The following is a 17192-nucleotide window of genomic DNA, read 5'->3' on the forward strand; positions in this document are numbered from 1 at the left end:
CTTTATTTTTTTTCTAATCACCTTCCCAGATCGTTCAGAGTACGTTTCATTTTATGAAATGCACTATCCTGATCGCATCGCAAAATATCCTCGGAAATACAGGCTCTTCCAGAATTATTCTGGCAAATATCAAGTACCTGACTAACGCAGGGCACACCGTATGGACTATCAGTGAAAAATGCGACAAAGAGCTGGTGGTCGAAGCTGGCGCAAAAGCCATACTTGTCCCTAAAATCAAGCTGAGCAAGTATTCCAGACGCCTTATCTTTTCCAAGTTTGTAGACCTGACTGCAGCAGTAATAAAGCCGGACATTGTATGGGGTCAGGGAGAAAACCTGAACTCGGACATCATCAGCATGCATAACTGCGTCCATCTTGCCTCAGAACGCCTTGACGGAATTGATGCTAAACAGGGTAGTGTACACCGGCTTCATAACGCATTTCTTTCAGCACATAATTTCAAATTCATTATTGCCAACTCCCACCTGATGAAAAACGACCTCATCACGAGGTACGACATTTCTCCCGATAAAATAGTCGTCATCTATCCTGGCTACTCTCCTGAGCAATTTTCCCTCGATCACAGGGAAGAAGATAGAATCGCCCTGCGAAAACAACTCAACATTGCTGAAGACAAGAAAGTCATTGGCTTGATTACGTCAGGTGACTTCAAAAAACGCGGCATTAACACGCTCTTCAAAGCCATCTCGCTTGTCCCGCAAGAAAGCAGAGACAAAATCGCCATAGTTATCGTGGGAAAAGAAAAGAATAAAAGAAAATACGTACAAGAAGCAGAAAAACTAGGGCTTGCAGAACAAACGCACATCCTGCCAGCCACCCCCGAAGTCCACAAACTCTACCACGGGCTTGACCTTATGATACACGCAGGCCCCCTTGAAGAGTTCGGTCTCATCATCCTTGAAGCAGTTGTTTGCGGCACACCAGTTCTTGCCAGCAAGGGGGTGGGCGCAATGGAACTTGCAGACCCAGAGAACACCGAATTTGTTATTCCAGATAAACCAAACCCGCGATTTTTTGCAGACGAAATCGAGCGATTCACCAAGAACCCGCAATACGGTTCACATTGGCTTGAAATCAACAGAAAGCGGTTCGTGGAATGCACTGATCGCAAACACTTTGAAGAAACCATACAATTTCTCAAAGAAAAGGTATTTGCCCCCGAAGGCGCTTCAACCTGTCTACGGTAACCATTGAATACCTATAAAGGGATCTTGCCCGTCGAAAAGCATATCAGGCAGAGCGCTAGCAATTAACGGATAGCACGCCCGCTTGTTTTAGAAGCGAATTTTGCCAACAGGTAGAGCTTTGTTCCGAGCCAATCAATGACTAGCGGCGCAGCAACAAGCGCATTCAGCGAATCCTGACATTCACTCAGCACCTCATCGAGCTTGCGCTGGCGTCCCATATCAAGCTGGGCAAATAACCTTGCCAGCTCACCGGCTTTCCTGCCTGTAATGGCATTTGTCAATTCATGCTGACAATGCACAACAAGCTGCATGGCAAGCGTCGCATCCAATGCCCCGCGCGTACCAGTTTTGGCAAGCAGACCAGTGCCTTCAACCATGAACGTTGCAAGCAAGTCTGCCCATTCACGCACTTCGTCAGAAAGCGGGGAGTCGGACTCACCTATAGGCCATGCAAGCGTTACCACCCAACTGCGCGACACGAGCGTCGGCAACAGACGTTCCCGCTGAGGCGCAAGAAGCAAAAAGCTTGTATTTGGACGGGGCTCTTCAAGAGATTTCAGCAACGCATTTGCTGAGGCAATACTCAAAGACTGTGCTTCAAAAAGCACAACAACACGCTTCTTTTCTGAACGCGGAGGTTCTCCAAGCACTGAACGCAACTCACGAATCCATTCAATTTTAATGGTTCCGGTATTATTAGGCTCACCATCGTAGCCGATGGAACCTGCACGTCCGTCAAAGAAAAAGAGATCGCGGGATGATTTGTTAATCATCTGCCTGCAGGAACTGCAATCCATGCAGGGGGCAGGAGAATTAAGGCAGTTTATTCGTGCAGCCCAGTAAAGAGCCACAGCTTCCCGTTCTTCGGTGGTTCCACCTTCGAACAAAACAACTTGTGGCGGGTCTTCTGCGAGCTGCTCAATAAAGCCCCGCACTCTGGCATGACGAGCATCCAGAGACGGGGCTATAATATCATGAGGCTCCAGAGCGGACTGGGTTGATTGGTCTTTTGACGTACCCAAACCGTTACCTCCGGTAGTTTAGCGCATGATGGTCTGATCGCGTTCAGGACCGACAGAGATGATGCTTACGCGTACACCTGTGAGGTCTTCGATGCGTTCAATGTACTTCTGACAGTTTTCTGGAAGATCTTCCCATGCAGTCGCTTTAGTGATGTCTTCATCCCACCCCGGTACGGATTCGTAAATCGGAGTGCATTCGCCAAGAGCGCCCTGCTCCTGAGGAATAATGGAAACACGCTCACCTTTGTATTCATAAGCGGTACAAATTTTAATTTCTTTCATTCCGCTAAGAACGTCAAGCTTGGTAAGAGCAATATCAGTAGGACCGTTAAGGCGTGCTGTTTCACCAAGAACTACAAGGTCAAGCCAGCCACAGCGACGGCGACGACCGGTGGTTGCACCGAATTCGTGGCCTTTTTCCTGCAAGTAGCTACCGTCTTCATCAAAGAGTTCAGTCGGGAACGGACCTGCACCAACGCGGGTTGTGTACGCTTTAACGATTGCAATAATACGATCGAGACGGTTTGCTGGAATGCCAGCACCGGCAGATGCGTTACCTGCAACAGTATTGGAAGAGGTTACGAACGGGTAAGTACCGTGGTCGATATCGAGGTGAATACCTTGGGCACCCTCAAACATCACGTTCTTACCAGAGTCGAATGCTTCCCAGATTTCACCAGTAACATCGGCAAGGTATGGCACAAGACAATCACCTGCTGCCACAACTTCTTCGAATACTGCGTCAACGGAAACAGCTTCACGACCATAGAGGGAAGTGAACAATGCGTTCTTTTCAACCAATGCAGCTTCGATCTTAGTGCGCAGAAGAGCATGGTCAGCAAGGTCTCCGGCACGAATGCCGATGCGTGCTGCCTTATCTTCATAGCATGGACCGATACCACGACCGGTTGTACCAATTTTGTTATCAGCGGATTTATGATCTTCACGAGCACCATCAAGCGCACAGTGGTACGGCATGATGAGATGCGTTTTTTTACTGATCTTCAAGCGCTCCGGACTTACATCAAGTCCTTTTTCACGAAGCCCTTCAATCTCTTTCCAAAACACGCCCGGATCAAGAACAACACCGTTACCGATGAGGCACTTTTTGCCTTCGTGCAGGATGCCTGACGGGATGAGATGAAGGATGTATTCCTTATCACCTACGATTACGGTATGACCGGCGTTATTGCCGCCCTGAAAGCGGACGATTACGTCGATGTCGCGGGTGAGGAGGTCAACAATTTTACCCTTGCCTTCGTCTCCCCACTGAGCGCCCATCACGATTACGTTTGACATTAGCCTCTCCTTCTGGAATGAAACTGCACTTTCAGCACCTTGGCTTTCCAAGGAACGCAAAAAATGCATCTTCTCTTAATACACTCTCTACACAGCCGTCAATTGATTCGAAAAGAAATTTTCAGTAGCGGGGTATTAGATACCTGTTATAGTGCATTGGAACAAAAATAATCAAAAGATGCTCACCAGCACTTTTTTCGGAGACCTCATAATGAGACGTTTTTTCACCTCGCGGGAAGCTGTTTTCCTGCTTGTACTCATCGTCGCTCAAGTGGCACTGATGCTGGGCACAGATATTATTGCCTACCTGCATCGCCTGCCTCCAGTGCGCGTCGTTGTGCCCAACGTCTCCCAGTTTTCATCTCTTGTATCCCCGTATGGACTTGGCGTTGACGGCGAACTGTTAAGCGCCTTTGCCAAAGAAAAAGGCTACACCATATCTATCCTGCGGGTAAAAACCACTGAAGAAGCATGGGATCTGGTTGCCCATGACGAAGCAGATCTGCTTGTAGGATTCGGCGGTCATGTTCCCAAAGAATACGCCTCCCAAATCACAGCGGGGCCAGCATATGACGACTATCAGTCGATTACTATCAGGGATACAAAACAAGCCGACAACAAAGAGCTGCAAGCACTGTGCACCAGTCTGCTTGCAGCAATGCCGGAAGGCGTAGATGAAGAGATTTATAGTGAAAACGACACGTTCATCTCTTCTGTTGTCGATGCGCTCCCGCAGGCAATTTCGCCACGGGAAGACAGTGAACCTTCGAGTCACACGCCGTACGCAAAAGAAAAACTGGGCGATGAAGCCATACATAAAGATACAACTGATTCTGTTGCGAAAACAGTTGCCACCAATACTTCTTCAGCGGAGGAAGCACTTGAAAATGTGGACTGTGTCGACTTTGACCGGTTCCATATGTACCACCTGATGTCATTTGATGATGACAAAAACGGTACTGCACAAATTGATGTGCGCAACTTTACTCTGCTTCAACCGTTCTTTCTGGATGTAGTACCGCGTGCACAAACTACACACAAAGAGTACTACCGCTGGTTCTGGCGTAATAAGTTCTTTGCCGGAGCGGGGCTGCAAAAAGATCTTGAAGAGTTTTGGAAAAGCGCAGAAGCCAACGGCACTGTGACAGCGCTCAAAGAAAAGCATTACGGCTTTTTTCCCGCTGACCTGAACTACTACGTTATCGGAAAATTGAAAAAAGCACTGCGTAAAAAGCTGCCAAAATATGTAAAAACAATGGAAAAAGCGAGCAAGAAGACAAAGATTGATCCTCTTCTCCTTGCAGCAGTGATCTTTCAGGAATCCCACTTCAATAACAACGCACGTAGCAGAACCGGAGTGCGCGGATTAATGCAGATTACCCAGAACACCGCAAAAGAACTCGGTATCAACCGCCTTGACCCTCACCAGTCTATTACTGGCGGGGCAAGATACCTGCGTAAGTTATGGGACAGATTCGAAGAGTATGATCTGGCAGAGTGGGACAGATGGTTCTTTACACTTGCCGCCTACAATCAGGGATTCGGGCATATTACCGACGCCATCAAATTGTCGCAGAAGCGCGGCGGCACAGGTAAAACCTGGATGGAACTTAAAGAGGTTCTGCCGCTTCTGGCCTGGAAGCGACATTACTCTCAGACCAGATACGGCTACTGTCGCGGCTATGAAGCCGTAACCTATGTAGAAAACATTCGGTATTACTACTATCTTATCAACGGATTAGTCGCCCTTTCTCGGCCGGAAGGGGAGAACCTTGGCAAGCTTAGGAGCAGCATCGGAACCATCACGTCCGGCGTTTGATGCAAGCTGTTCTTTTGAGTCTTTTTCAACAAGATCAAAAGCGGCCTGCGGTGGAAGACTGTGCATATTTCCCTGTTCAGACTCAGCCCAATGATGGTTGAACAGCTGGTTTTTCCAGCGCACAGCCTGAATCAGGGAAAAGATGAGCGCAGCTTCCTCCCATTCGCGGGTTGGTGCAAAATCTTCTGTCTTCTGAGCATACTTTTCCCATAAGTCCATGAGAGATGCTTCATCATATCCGTTAAGCTGTGCAGCTAATTTTCGAAGGGCGCGTTCCATAGCAACAATGTGCTCCTTTCTGCATGTAAAAATTGGTACTACTGAATCACTACTGCAATCTGCCATTGCCTTCAAATGAAAATTGCCCCCCGTGCTACTGTATGATACTTTCTTGCGCCTCTGGGGGTGTTGTTGCCAGATTCTGGCAACGGAAGTCGGCACTGCACCACATGTTTGTGTTTTATTCGGGCTACTAACATAAGACAAGCGGAGTCAAAACCTCATGAGCGACTTGAAGAATATGTACAAAACTATTCTCGGTGATCCTTTTCCATCCGAGATGAAAGTTCAACTGGGCGATCAAGAGCTTGTGTATCGCAAGCGCACGTGGGAAATTGACGGAGAAGAAAAGGGACTTCGCTATGGCGAAAACCCTGACCAGCCAGCAGCTGTGTATGAGCTGGCAGAAGGTTCCCTTACTCTGGGTGGCGTAGAGTTTCGTGGACCGGGCAAAGGACTTGTTTCTGCATTGACTGAAGAAAATATGATTCAGGCAGGCAAGCACCCCGGCAAGACCAACCTGACAGATGTTGATAATGCTATTAATATTTTGCAGTACCTTACTGCAAAACCGGCAGCCCTCATCTTAAAACACAATAACCCTTGCGGCGCTGCGTGGTCCGAAAAGGGTGTTGCTGACGCGCTTGAAAAAGCCTTCTGGAGCGACCGTATTGCTGCCTTTGGCGGCGCTGTGGTTGTAAACCGGCCTATGGATCTAGCGTGTGCAAAAGTCATCAACAGCGCATATTTTGAGGTGGTTGCAGCACCTGCGTTTGAAGAAGGTGTTATTGATGAACTGAAAAAACGCAAAAACCTCCGTATTCTCGAAATTCCGGGAATGGCACACCTTGAAGAACTGGTTAACGTTCCTATGCTCGACTTCAAGAGCCTTATCGACGGCGGCATTGTCATGCAGCAGTCATTCCGTAACCGCATTCTCACCGCAGACGATTTTATCCCTGCCACGGCAGAAAAAGACGGTGTGGAAGTGGCAGCGCGTAAGCCGACTGCACAAGAAGCGGACGACCTCCTCTTTGCATGGGCTGTAGAAGCCGGTGTTACCTCCAACTCTATCATCTTCGCCCGTAACGGGGCCACCGTTTCTATCGGCACCGGCGAACAGGACAGAGTCGGTTGCGTAGAACTGACCATCCACAAAGCATACACCAAATTTGCAGACATGCTTGCGTTTAAAGAACAAGGCATGTCATTGTACGAACTTAAGCTTAAAGCGCTTAAGGACAAGGATGCACAGGCAATTCTGGACGACATTGAAGCCCGCACCCGCGCTGAAAAAGGTGGACTCATGGGAACCGCAATGGTTTCTGACGGGTTCTTCCCGTTCCGCGACGGTGTTGATGCAGCACTTGCACACGGTGTAAGTGCCATTGCTCAACCGGGTGGCTCTATTCGTGACCACGAAGTTATCGAAGCGGTGAACGAAGCCTCACCACAGGTAGCTATGGTCTTTACTGCCCAGCGCTCCTTTAAGCATTAATTGAAAAAGCTTCCCGCAGGTGCAGTTACCTGCGGGAAGCTATTCCGTTTCTGCTCAAATTTTTTCGCTTCCAAGGAAGCTTTCTGAACAATGTACGGTGAGACACACACCGCATCCACAAGAATGAATACCGGAAAATCCGGTTACCAAATAAAGCAGGTTATATGAGTGCTTCTTCTCTGGTCCGCTATCCCGGGCCGGGCTGCGTTGTAGAATTTATGCACGGTAACAAGGCTCAGCAAGGCTGGGTGCTTGACGAACAAGGTGGAAAACTGCGGCTTCTTACCATCAATAAACGGGAGATGAAGCTCGCTTCATCACGTGTTCTGCCTTGGGCTGGTCCATCGTACAGCGGCGAACGTTCCCGTCAGGAAATCGGTACGCTGCTGGAAGAACATCGTGCAAAGCGTGATGCCATGAGCGCAGAAATCGATGCACTTGAGTTATGGGATTTTGCACAGGGTGAAGTCGACAAGGAATCCATCCAGTGGTTTGCAGAACTGCTGTGGGAAGACCCTACGATTGACCAGCTGGCTGCACTTGGAAGTGCCATGCTGGCTTGCAAAACTCATTTCAAATTCCAGCCACCGGAATTTGAAATCTACCCTGCTGAAAAAGTAGAAAAACGACAGGAAGAAGAGCGCAAACGACAGGAACGTGAAGCGCTGGTCACGCAAGGTGTAGGATTTTTCCGCAATCTCTGGGAAAAACATTCCAAAGGACGCACCCTTGGTAAAGCGCCTGACGAAGGAGTTGCTGAACAGCTCAAAACTATTATCCTGAACCGTATGAGCGATCCGGACAGCCACGAAATTGAGCAGGTCTGGAAACAACTTGCCAAGGGACTTCCAGAAGATCCGCATATGGCACTGCATCTTGCCCGCGCTTGGGATCTGGTGCCAGCTCATCATAACTTCTGGCTGGATCGTGCCGACTACGATTGCTCTAACAACTGGGCAGACGAATTTACTTCAGAAGTTAACGATATCAAAGAAAAGTGTCTTTCCGTTCAACAGAAACCGGAAGAACGCACATATATTTCCATAGACTCAGCTACTACTAAAGACATCGACGACGCGTTCAACATCGAACCGCGCGGTGACGGTGGCTACCGCCTTCGGATTTCCCTTGCTTGCCCTGCAGTAGCTTGGCCGTTCGGCAGTCCGTTCGACAAACATGTTCTGCGCCGCGCCACAAGCGTGTATCTGCCGGAAGGTGATTGCCACATGATGCCGACAGCGCTTGGCACTGACTTCTTCAGTCTGCATGCAAACGAAGCACGTCCGTCACTGATTCTTGATATGGAATGCAGCAGCACAGGCGAACTTGAGCGTTGTACCCCGACTACAGTCTGGGTTAATCTGGCTGCAAATCTGACATATATCGACTCAGAAGCAGTAATTAACGGCGGTGGAGAAAGTACACCAGCAGGAGCCTTTGCAGAGCAAATTAAACTTGCTGCTGAACTCAGCGATAAGCTACAGGAGCAGCGGATAGCCAACGGTGCTGTTATTATCGAACGGAACGATCCAAAGGTAAAACTCTCCGGTGAAGGGGAGCAGACCAAAGTTGAAATTCTTCCTGCCGACGATACACCGAAAGCAATGAAGCTGGTCAGCGAGATGATGATTCTCGCAAACTCCGGCGTTGCGTTATGGGCAAAAGAGCATGGGGTAACCCTGCTGCACAGAACGCAGGATGTTGCAGTTCCTAAAGAATATGTAGGCATCTGGAGTGCTCCGCACGATATCGCCCGTGTTGTAAAAGCACTCTCATCTGCTATTCTGGAAACAGCACCCAAACCGCACAGAGGTATCGGTGTAGATGCATACAGCCCGATCACTTCGCCGCTCAGACGGTACCCTGACCTTGTCAACGTAGCACAAGTAATACACTATATTGCTACAGGGGAAGCACGCTGGAGTGCAGAAGAAATTACCAACATGCTTCCTTTGCTGAATGCTCGTCTTGACTCTGTCGGACAGATTCAGCGCTTCCGCCCGCGTTACTGGAAACTGCTGTACTTCAAGCAGCAGGGTGACAAAGTATGGCGTGAAGCAATTGTCACAGAAGAAAACGATGCATTTGTCACGGTATCTTTACCGAACGAGCAAATTTTCGTACGTGGCAGACGTAAGTCATTTGGCGATAAGGTGAATCCGGGGCAATATTTTATGGTTCGCATCGGTAAGGTTCACCCTTTGAATAACGAAATCCAGATTCTGGATGCAATGGAAAGTTAACTGACTGTTCTTCAATTATCCGCAATCACTGCGTAGAGAACAGATTATTGAATTATCGCAAGGAGAGTGAACATGCTGGCAAAACTTCTCTGGCTTGGTATCGCGTATGTTATGGGTTCCATCCCGTTCGGCCTGCTTATCGCTAAAGCTGCATGCGGCATTGATCCGCGTCTTGACGGCAGTAAAAACGTTGGCGCCACCAACGTAGCCCGTCTTTGCGGCTTTAAGTTCGGTGTAGCAACACTGGCATGTGACCTTCTTAAGGGTGCAGTTCCAGTAGCCATCGCGTTTACTATCAGCCACAACTGGCTCTTTTTAAGTCTTGTTGCTTTCGCAGCCCTCATCGGACATGTCCGTTCCTGCTTCCTTGATTTTAAAGGCGGCAAGGCTGTTGCAACAACCGTGGGTGTATTTATCCCGTTGGCATTCTACCCTATTCTTTTCAGCTGTCTCGCCAGCGCATTTGTCATCTGGCGTTCCGGCTACGTGTCTATGGGGTCACTGACTCTCGTAGTCACCCTTCCTGTATTCCTGTTCCTGTCCGGCCACTGGTCTTTTATCCCTCTGGCAATCGCAGTGCTCGCACTCGTATTCTGGACTCATAGAGAAAACATCGGCCGCCTCGCCCGTGGTGAAGAAAAATCGTGGCTCAAAAAGAAGCACGAGGAACAAGCATAATGAACAACGCATCAGTATTCCCTGAATATCGGGGAACAATGGAATATTTCTGTCTCGGTTGTGGAAAACGCTTCGGTATCGAAGAACTTCTGTACACCTGCCCTGAATGCGGCGGCGTATTCCTGCTCGACAACCTCGACTTTGAAAAGCTGTCTCAACGCAGCGGTGAAGAGTGGCGTGAACTGTTCGACACCCGTGCTGCTTCCAAAAACACAGCTCTTCGCGGCATCTTCCGCTTTTACGAGTTAATGGCACCTGTTCTGGAAGAAGATGATATTGTGTACCTTGGTGAAGGTAACACCCCGATTGTTGAAGCAAATGATCATCTTGCTACAAAAACCGGCATCCGCTTTGCCTTTAAAAACGACGGCCAGAACCCGAGCGCGTCGTTTAAAGATCGCGGCATGGCTTGTGCTTTTGCATACCTCAAAGCCCTTGTTCGTAAAAACGGCTGGGACGAAGTTCTTACCGTCTGCGCATCCACTGGTGACACCTCAGCAGCAGCGGCTCTGTATGCATCCCACATCGGCTCTCCGCTCAAATCCGTAGTACTTCTGCCGCACGGTAAAGTTACTCCGCAGCAGCTTTCACAGCCTCTGGGTTCCGGAGCAACCGTACTGGAGATTCCGGGTGTATTTGACGACTGCATGAAGGTTGTAGAAAACCTTGCTGAAAACTACCGTGTTGCCCTGCTCAACTCCAAAAACAGCTGGCGCATTCTCGGTCAGGAATCCTACGCATTCGAAGTTGCACAATGGTGTGACTGGGATCTCAAAGGCAAATGTGTCTTTGTACCAGTAGGTAACGCAGGTAACATTACTGCTGTTATGAGTGGCTTCCTCAAGCTGCACCGCCTCGGCATCATAAGCGATCTTCCTCGCGTATTCGGTGTGCAGTCTCACCATGCTGACCCTGTTTACCAGTATTACAGCGTAGAAGACCCTGCAAAACGTGAATACAAGCCGGTAGCAGTAACACCGTCCGTTGCACAGGCTGCAATGATCGGTAACCCTGTGTCCTTCCCGCGTGTAAAGCACTTTGCAGAGCAGTTTGAAGCAATCGGCGGCAAAGGCTCTTTTCAGGTACTGCAAGTCACCGAACAGATGATCATGGACTCCATGATTGAAGCAAACATGAACGGTCACATTGCATGTACACAGGGCGGCGAATGTTACGCAGGCCTCAAGCGTGCAAAAGAACTCGGCCTCATTGCTGAAGATGAATTTGCAATTCTTGATGCTACAGCACATGCACTCAAATTCTCCGGCTTCCAGGACATGTACTTCAGCAACAGTTTCCCTGCTGAGTTCGGCGTTACGCCGGACACCTCACTCGCCAATGCACCGCAGCTGGTCATTGAAGAGTCTGCAAAAGCAGAGCTGGCACCTGAAGCATTCACTGAAACTGCTGCAAAGACCATTGCCGGCAAACTGGGACTCCAGAGCAAATAGCGAAACACGTTTCGCACTCTCTAGCCCCTGCTATCCGCAAGCTATGGGTAGAAGTCCCACAACCTTGCCGGATACTCAGTATATCGTACAAAACAAGGCTGTCCTTTCGTATAAGGACAGCCTTTTCTTATTGTGAACCTAAAAAATGCAGCAAGCAAAACCGGAACTGCTGAAATCTTCACTCCCCTTATTGAAAAGCTATTTTTTTTGCATTACCGTTAATAACAAATTTGTAATCACACTCGGGAGCCGCATAGCATGGAGGATTTTCAGCACGTGAAAAACACTTCGCCACACACTTCAATCACATATCCTTCTCTGCTTATGTGGCACTGGTACTTTCTTGCGTGGCTTGCCGGCTTGTGGGGTGCGCGTTACTTCATCCCGTCACTCGTTCTGCTTGGCTCCATTGTGTTCTTCTACGCCCTCACAAGGCACATTGCACGGCAGCTTCCTGAAAAAAACCTGTCGCTCTCGCAAGGCTCAGTCCGGCTCGGGCTCCTTTGCGTCCTCTTTTTCATTGGAATCCAAGTCGGCTCCGCTGCTATCCCCGCACGCCCCTATGATATCCGTACGCCAGACTCCCTGCCTTCTGTTGTGCTGGGAAAAAAGCCCGTGCAGGTCACTGGCCGCATCCGTGAAGTCATTACCTCGCCGGACAGGCGCATTAAATTCATCCTGACCGACGCAACGTACAGCGTAAATGAAAGTACACACCCAGTTACCGGAGATATCGTCTGGACATGGGCAAACCGGAAAGACGCATGGAACAAGCAACAGGCTGCTGAAACGCCTAAGACAGGGCAAAGAGAGACAAAAAAAGGCACACTGGACGAAGGTAGCAGAATACAACGACTGCGTCCGATGGTAGGCGAAACAGTTTCTCTGAAAGCAAAGCTGCTTCCCATAGTCGGATTTCGCAATAAAAGCCTCTGGAACAGTCAGGAATACTGGCAGAACAAAGGCGTTTTCTGGCGTATGTGGACTTGGGGAGATAAGGCTATCCCTGTCCGTTCCGGTGATATCTCGCTGCTCACAGAGTGGCGTGAAACAATGCGCTTTACTGTCTCAAACCAGCTTGAAGAGCTTATCCATACAGATCTTGGAAAGAAGTTGGCTTCCACATTAGGAGTCACGCCATTCAGGGACGCAGTGCGGTTTATCCCAGCGCTTGTTTTCGGTGACAGATACGATATTCCGAGCAGACGGTACTCCCAGCTTTCCAGAGCATCACTCTCCCACTCCTTTGCGCTTTCAGGAATGCATCTGGCGATTGTTGCACTCAGTGTTTCCCTTCTGCTTTCCATCTGTATACGGCGGGCAAGTATCTATGAACTCATAAGCCGCCCAAAGCTGTTGGCACTTGCTATTCTTCCGGCTGCGGCTCTCTATGTATGGATTGGCGGCGGATCACCGTCTCTGGTGCGGGCATTCATAATGCTCTGCTGCTGGTGCACCCTGTTACTGTTCAACAGGCCACAAGTCTTTATGGATGGTCTTTTCTGGGCACTTGCCATCATGACTATTGCTGACCCGCTCATCATTTTTGATTTACGCCTTCAGCTTTCCGCACTGGCTATTGTTGCCATTATCATCGCTATGCCTTTGGTTGCGTCTGCCAAAGCGTATCTTTTGCCCGAAAAGAAGACACGCCTCCAACGGCTCAAACGAGCTGCTTTCGATATTTTCCTGCTGTCCATCGCTATTCAGCTTGTGCTCTATCCGGTCACTATCTGGAATTTTAATGAGCTTTCCTTATGGAACATCCTGAATATCGTCTGGCTGCCGTTGCTCGGCATGATCATTATGCCGTTAATGCTTTCAGGTCTTATCGTTGCATGCGCAAGCCTTGCCTTCCCTGCGCTGACACCGATTGCGGAAACTATTTTTGCTACTGCTGCTGCGCCCATTGCGACGCTGTTTGCTTTCCTTGATGATATGGATAATGCAGGATTTCTGGCTCCCATAATCATGCAACGTCCCGACTGGCTGGGCATTGTTGCATGGTACGGCACAATCCTTTCTGCACTTGTATGGTGGCAGATTGAAGGACGATACGCCGTGCCCGAAATGTTTACCTCCCTGTACGAAGGTGCGCCGACATGGGAAAGCAAATTGTTTACGGCTGCGGGATTACCGCTAGTTGGCGATGACATTGAAAATCAGCCAAGCACACAACGTCCTTCCGACAACACACGTCAGGATACGCCTGCAACACACCAGAACAGGCTGATATCAACACCTGTTCCGCAATCACGACTTGCTCACTGGATGGCACGACTTGCACTTACCGGCTTTATACTGCTGGCCTTTGTACCGGAGATTCAACAGGCATATTCACCTGAAACACGCACGAAGCTGAACATTCTTGATGTAGGGCAAGGGCAGGCTTTACTGCTCACGTTTCCAAACGGAAAACGCATGCTTGTTGACGGTGGCGGCTTTTCTTCCCGCTCGTTTGATATAGGACGCGCCATAATTGTTCCATCTATAACCCGACAGCACGACGATAGCCTGCAATGGATTCTTTCCACACATCCGGACACGGATCACATTCGAGGCTTATTCCACCCACTCGCGTACGCAGACGTGCAAGGATACTATGCTACAGCAGCTATTCCTCATGGATGGAATAAAAAGCAGCTGGCAAATTCACTCAAAAAATCAGGAATCAAAAAAACAGTCCTTGCTGCAGGAGATACCCTGACGATTTCAGAAAATTTGGAACTGGAGGTTCTGCATCCTTCTCAAAACTCATTTCTAGAAGGAAACAATAGATCGCTGGTACTCCGGCTGGTGGAGCACACCGGCAATGCACGTAAGGGACTTGTGCTTCTTACCGGAGATATCGAACTGAAAGGTATAGAAGAATTGCTACGATCAAACGTCGATCTCAGTGCAGAAGTGCTCATTCTCCCGCACCACGGTTCAGCAAGCAGTTATTCACCGGAATTGTATAATGCTGTTTCTCCAAAGCTGGCTATCGCCTCTTGTGGATTCATGAACAAATACAATTTTCCATCTACATTGGTCATGGGCGAACTGCATAGAAGGGGTATCCAAACTCTTACAACAGCAAAACATGGTGAAGTAGAACTCTTGTTAGAGTAAGCTACGATATTAGAAAGGGCTTGTTCTGTAATATGAAGATGTTAGATTCGAATTATTTTCATTATTTTTCGAAAAATAACATGGTTAAGGCTTGTGGAATATATGATGTGTGGTAGAAAAAAAGAAAGCATCCTGATGGGTTGGTGAGGAACAGGACTACCCCTCCGTGACTACAACCTGTCAAATGCTTCAGGAGATTGCTTCGGTCTATCCGGACATGCGGCGGCCCCATTCCGCTTAAAAAACAGGGCCGCTACACACATTATCCTGATGCTGAAGAGTGACCAGCTCTAGCAGCAAAGTCCTTGAAGGATGACCCCCTTCAAGAGACAATATCTCAAAAAGGGCACGCATGAGCGTGTCCTTTTTAGTTCGTGTATAAAAAAATAATGCTATTCAAAAAAACTTGCAACCTTAGCTTTCAACTCTGTCAAATCCACAGATTTTACCACATAGTGATCTGCCGCTATGGACTTCATATCATGTTGAAAACTGTCGTAAGCTGTACTGAGAATAACCGGTAACGTTGTATTTGTGCTCCTGATATCCTGTAATAAATCCAAGCCGGTCAGCTTCTGATTCAAACGTATATCCAGTATAACAACGTCAGGATCTTCACGCTTCAGCACATCCAGAATCGGTTCAGAACCGTCAGAAAGTGCCACAACGTATCCATCCTCTTCAAATGCATCCTTATATAACAACCGGATGTTCTCTTCATCATCAACAATAAGCACTTTTTTCTCAGCCATCTCATTCTCCCTGACACGAAAAAATGGATAATTCTCTACATGGTAATCTCGCGTAGAGGCTGATTTCGCAATGATTAAAACATAGCGCGGCTATCGTCTGTAGATGTTGCGACGTAAATATTCGCATGTGAATAGCACCGCGTATACTTGGCATACACTGCCGCCAATTGCAACGACAATTGTAACCCCTTCAATAAAAAGTATAAAACTCCAGCATGCCCAAATTACTACCTAAATATATGCACACTCCTTAAAAAAAGATAACAATGCAATTTACATGAATATTTCTGCTTACGAAAATTGAGTTTTCGTGTGCCAATACATCAGCAAGCGCTTACAGTAGCAATTCTTGTCATGCTGTAAAAAATGAGTAAAGTATGCACGGACTGTCCTGTGCCTGCGCCATGCCGCTGTATCGATACCGGCAGTAGCCGCAAGACATCCATCGTCTGAAGTAAACTCCTGTCTCGGCTCACAAGAGGCAGGAGCTGTTCATTAACTCTATTTTTTCCGGATGACCTACATGCAAGAAGAAAAGGTTGTTTACACAAGACCATACGGCGTTACTGTGACGCTTCAGCCGCAAAACGAAACACGTACTGTTAAAGCTCGCTCTGTTCGCCAACTTTTGAACATGGTGAAAGCAAGCCCGACCACAGTGCTTGTTATCCGCAACAACGAATTACTTACATCTGATCGCAAGCTCTCTCATGGCGACGAAATAATCGTGCGCACCGTTGTTTCCAGCGGCTAACTCTGTATTGCACGCACACGTCTCTGCTGTGCGGCATTTTCCACTATATCCTGATCATGTCTCCGGCGTCGGCTATCCAAGACGCCGCTTATGACCCAAAAGGAAAACACAGTATGAAATGTAAAGTATGTAAAGCAACTGCGGTTGTTTCACTTCCCAGCCATAATACAGGTTTCTGCCCCGACTGTTTTATGTCGTTCTACGAACGCTCTGTAGAACGCAGCATCCGCCGCCAGAAACTGTTTACGTTTGAAGATAAAATTCTTGTCGCTCTTTCCGGTGGTAAGGATTCTCTCGCCTGCGCTCTTGTACTGAAAAAACTCGGCTACAAGGTTCACGGCCTGCACATCGACCTTGCCATCCCCGACAGTTCTGCTGCAGCACGCGGTGTTGTAGAACGCTTCTGCGCCGCACACGATATTCCGCTTATCGTAAAAGAAATGGAGCAGGAAGGCCTGCAGATTCCACGCGTTAAAAAAGTGCTTTCCCGTTCTGTCTGCTCAGCATGCGGACGCATCAAGCGATACTTCTTCAACAAGGTAGCCATGGACGAAGGCTTTACCGCACTTGCCACAGGGCATAACCTTGATGATGAGATTGCACGCCTGTTCTCCAACACATTGCGCTGGGATATCCCGCACCTGAGCGATCAGGGCCCGCTGCTTGAAGCAGAAAACGGTTTTGCCCGCAAAGTGCGCCCGTTGTTCCGACTCACTGAATTTGAAAACGCTAACTACGCTTTTCTCAACGGTCTGGAATATCATTACGCACCATGTCCATACTCACCAGGCGCAACATCCACTGCGTACAAAAAGCTCTGGAACCAGCTGGAAGAAGAGATGCCGGGACGAAAACTTGCGTTCTACACCGCATTCCTTTCACACGGTCGTGAACCGTTCCGTCAATTCGAAAAAGCAGAAGGCACCAAGCCAGTTCCATGTGAACGCTGCGGCTACCCGACCTCTGCCGGTATCTGTGGCGTATGCCGCACACGCGATGCAGTCGCTGCCGACGAATAGGTCTCATAGCATATCTAAAAATAAGGGCTGTTCTGATTTCTCAGAACAGCCCTTATTTT

At 48.6% G+C, this 17192-nt stretch carries 13 protein-coding genes; 9 read left to right on the top strand and 4 right to left on the bottom strand.

All coding sequences use genetic code 11. The features are described from left to right. Positions 1-53: 53 nt before the first annotated feature. Positions 54-1208: a glycosyltransferase family 4 protein gene (locus SP90_RS13040; RefSeq protein WP_066857071.1), complete on the top strand. Its 1155-nt coding sequence runs from the start codon at positions 54-56 to the stop codon at positions 1206-1208. Between the two features lie 62 nt (positions 1209-1270). Here SP90_RS13040 and SP90_RS13045 read toward each other — a convergent pair whose 3' ends face one another. Then, a complete protein-coding gene (locus SP90_RS13045) occupies positions 1271-2230 on the bottom strand; it encodes a DNA polymerase III subunit delta' (protein WP_066857075.1) in 960 nt (319 codons plus the stop codon). A gap of 18 nt (positions 2231-2248) precedes the next feature. Beyond that, positions 2249-3529, bottom strand: a complete 1281-nt coding sequence (locus SP90_RS13050; protein WP_066857078.1) for an adenylosuccinate synthase — start codon at positions 3527-3529, stop codon at positions 2249-2251. A 211-nt stretch (positions 3530-3740) separates the two neighbouring features. Between SP90_RS13050 and SP90_RS13055 the strand changes: the two genes are divergently transcribed. Continuing rightward, entirely contained in the window at positions 3741-5348 is a 1608-nt protein-coding gene (locus SP90_RS13055) for an MltF family protein (protein ID WP_066857080.1), read from the top strand. On the opposite strand, the gene SP90_RS13060 is transcribed toward SP90_RS13055, so the two are convergent. After that, the gene (locus SP90_RS13060; protein ID WP_066857083.1) at positions 5268-5627 is read right to left on the bottom strand and encodes a hypothetical protein; all 360 of its coding nucleotides are present in this window, start codon (positions 5625-5627) and stop codon (positions 5268-5270) included. The genes SP90_RS13055 and SP90_RS13060 overlap by 81 nt on opposite strands. Positions 5628-5850: 223 nt before the next feature. On the opposite strand from SP90_RS13060, the gene SP90_RS13065 reads away from it, so the two are divergent. The 5 genes from SP90_RS13065 (at position 5851) to SP90_RS13085 (ending at position 14608) form a co-directional block, all read left to right on the top strand. Beyond that, positions 5851-7125 carry an IMP cyclohydrolase gene (locus tag SP90_RS13065; RefSeq protein ID WP_066857084.1) on the top strand — a complete coding sequence of 425 codons (1275 nt, stop codon included), beginning with the start codon at positions 5851-5853 and terminating at the stop codon, positions 7123-7125. Positions 7126-7289: 164 nt separating this feature from the next. Beyond that, positions 7290-9368 (top strand): ribonuclease catalytic domain-containing protein, encoded by a 2079-nt coding sequence (locus SP90_RS13070; RefSeq protein ID WP_066857086.1) that lies wholly within the window; start codon positions 7290-7292, stop codon positions 9366-9368. 72 nt (positions 9369-9440) lie between these two features. After that, positions 9441-10046 (top strand): glycerol-3-phosphate 1-O-acyltransferase PlsY, encoded by a 606-nt coding sequence (plsY, locus tag SP90_RS13075; RefSeq protein WP_066857088.1) that lies wholly within the window; start codon positions 9441-9443, stop codon positions 10044-10046. Further along, entirely contained in the window at positions 10046-11497 is a 1452-nt protein-coding gene (gene thrC / locus SP90_RS13080) for a threonine synthase (RefSeq protein WP_066857090.1), read from the top strand. The genes plsY and thrC overlap by 1 nt, the downstream gene beginning before the upstream one ends. A gap of 258 nt (positions 11498-11755) precedes the next feature. Next, on the top strand, positions 11756-14608 hold the full coding sequence (locus SP90_RS13085; protein WP_066857092.1) for a ComEC/Rec2 family competence protein: 2853 nt from the start codon (positions 11756-11758) through the stop codon (positions 14606-14608). 392 nt (positions 14609-15000) lie between these two features. Here SP90_RS13085 and SP90_RS13090 read toward each other — a convergent pair whose 3' ends face one another. Then, the gene (locus tag SP90_RS13090; RefSeq protein ID WP_066857094.1) at positions 15001-15360 is read right to left on the bottom strand and encodes a response regulator; all 360 of its coding nucleotides are present in this window, start codon (positions 15358-15360) and stop codon (positions 15001-15003) included. Positions 15361-15883: 523 nt separating this feature from the next. Between SP90_RS13090 and SP90_RS13095 the strand changes: the two genes are divergently transcribed. Together SP90_RS13095 and SP90_RS13100 are read left to right on the top strand one after the other, a co-directional pair. Beyond that, positions 15884-16114, top strand: a complete 231-nt coding sequence (locus tag SP90_RS13095; RefSeq protein ID WP_066857149.1) for a MoaD/ThiS family protein — start codon at positions 15884-15886, stop codon at positions 16112-16114. A gap of 113 nt (positions 16115-16227) precedes the next feature. After that, a complete protein-coding gene (locus SP90_RS13100; RefSeq protein ID WP_066857097.1) occupies positions 16228-17133 on the top strand; it encodes an ATP-binding protein in 906 nt (301 codons plus the stop codon). The last annotated feature ends 59 nt before the right edge of the window (positions 17134-17192 follow it).

This window comes from Halodesulfovibrio spirochaetisodalis (assembly GCF_001672295.1).
Taxonomy (GTDB): Bacteria; Desulfobacterota; Desulfovibrionia; order Desulfovibrionales; family Desulfovibrionaceae; genus Halodesulfovibrio; species Halodesulfovibrio spirochaetisodalis.

Excerpts from the sequence above, each read along its gene's own strand:
- thrC (WP_066857090.1), top strand. The coding sequence starts at position 10,046 with ATGAACAACGCATCAGTATTCCCTGAATATCGGGGAACAATGGAATAT.
- SP90_RS13095 (WP_066857149.1), top strand. The coding sequence starts at position 15,884 with ATGCAAGAAGAAAAGGTTGTTTACACAAGACCATACGGCGTTACTGTG.
- plsY (WP_066857088.1), top strand. The coding sequence starts at position 9,441 with ATGCTGGCAAAACTTCTCTGGCTTGGTATCGCGTATGTTATGGGTTCC.
- SP90_RS13090 (WP_066857094.1), bottom strand. The coding sequence starts at position 15,360 with ATGGCTGAGAAAAAAGTGCTTATTGTTGATGATGAAGAGAACATCCGG.
- SP90_RS13070 (WP_066857086.1), top strand. The coding sequence starts at position 7,290 with ATGAGTGCTTCTTCTCTGGTCCGCTATCCCGGGCCGGGCTGCGTTGTA.
- SP90_RS13065 (WP_066857084.1), top strand. The coding sequence starts at position 5,851 with ATGAGCGACTTGAAGAATATGTACAAAACTATTCTCGGTGATCCTTTT.
- SP90_RS13100 (WP_066857097.1), top strand. The coding sequence starts at position 16,228 with ATGAAATGTAAAGTATGTAAAGCAACTGCGGTTGTTTCACTTCCCAGC.
- SP90_RS13055 (WP_066857080.1), top strand. The coding sequence starts at position 3,741 with ATGAGACGTTTTTTCACCTCGCGGGAAGCTGTTTTCCTGCTTGTACTC.
- SP90_RS13060 (WP_066857083.1), bottom strand. The coding sequence starts at position 5,627 with ATGGAACGCGCCCTTCGAAAATTAGCTGCACAGCTTAACGGATATGAT.
- SP90_RS13040 (WP_066857071.1), top strand. The coding sequence starts at position 54 with ATGAAATGCACTATCCTGATCGCATCGCAAAATATCCTCGGAAATACA.
- SP90_RS13085 (WP_066857092.1), top strand. The coding sequence starts at position 11,756 with ATGGAGGATTTTCAGCACGTGAAAAACACTTCGCCACACACTTCAATC.
- SP90_RS13050 (WP_066857078.1), bottom strand. The coding sequence starts at position 3,529 with ATGTCAAACGTAATCGTGATGGGCGCTCAGTGGGGAGACGAAGGCAAG.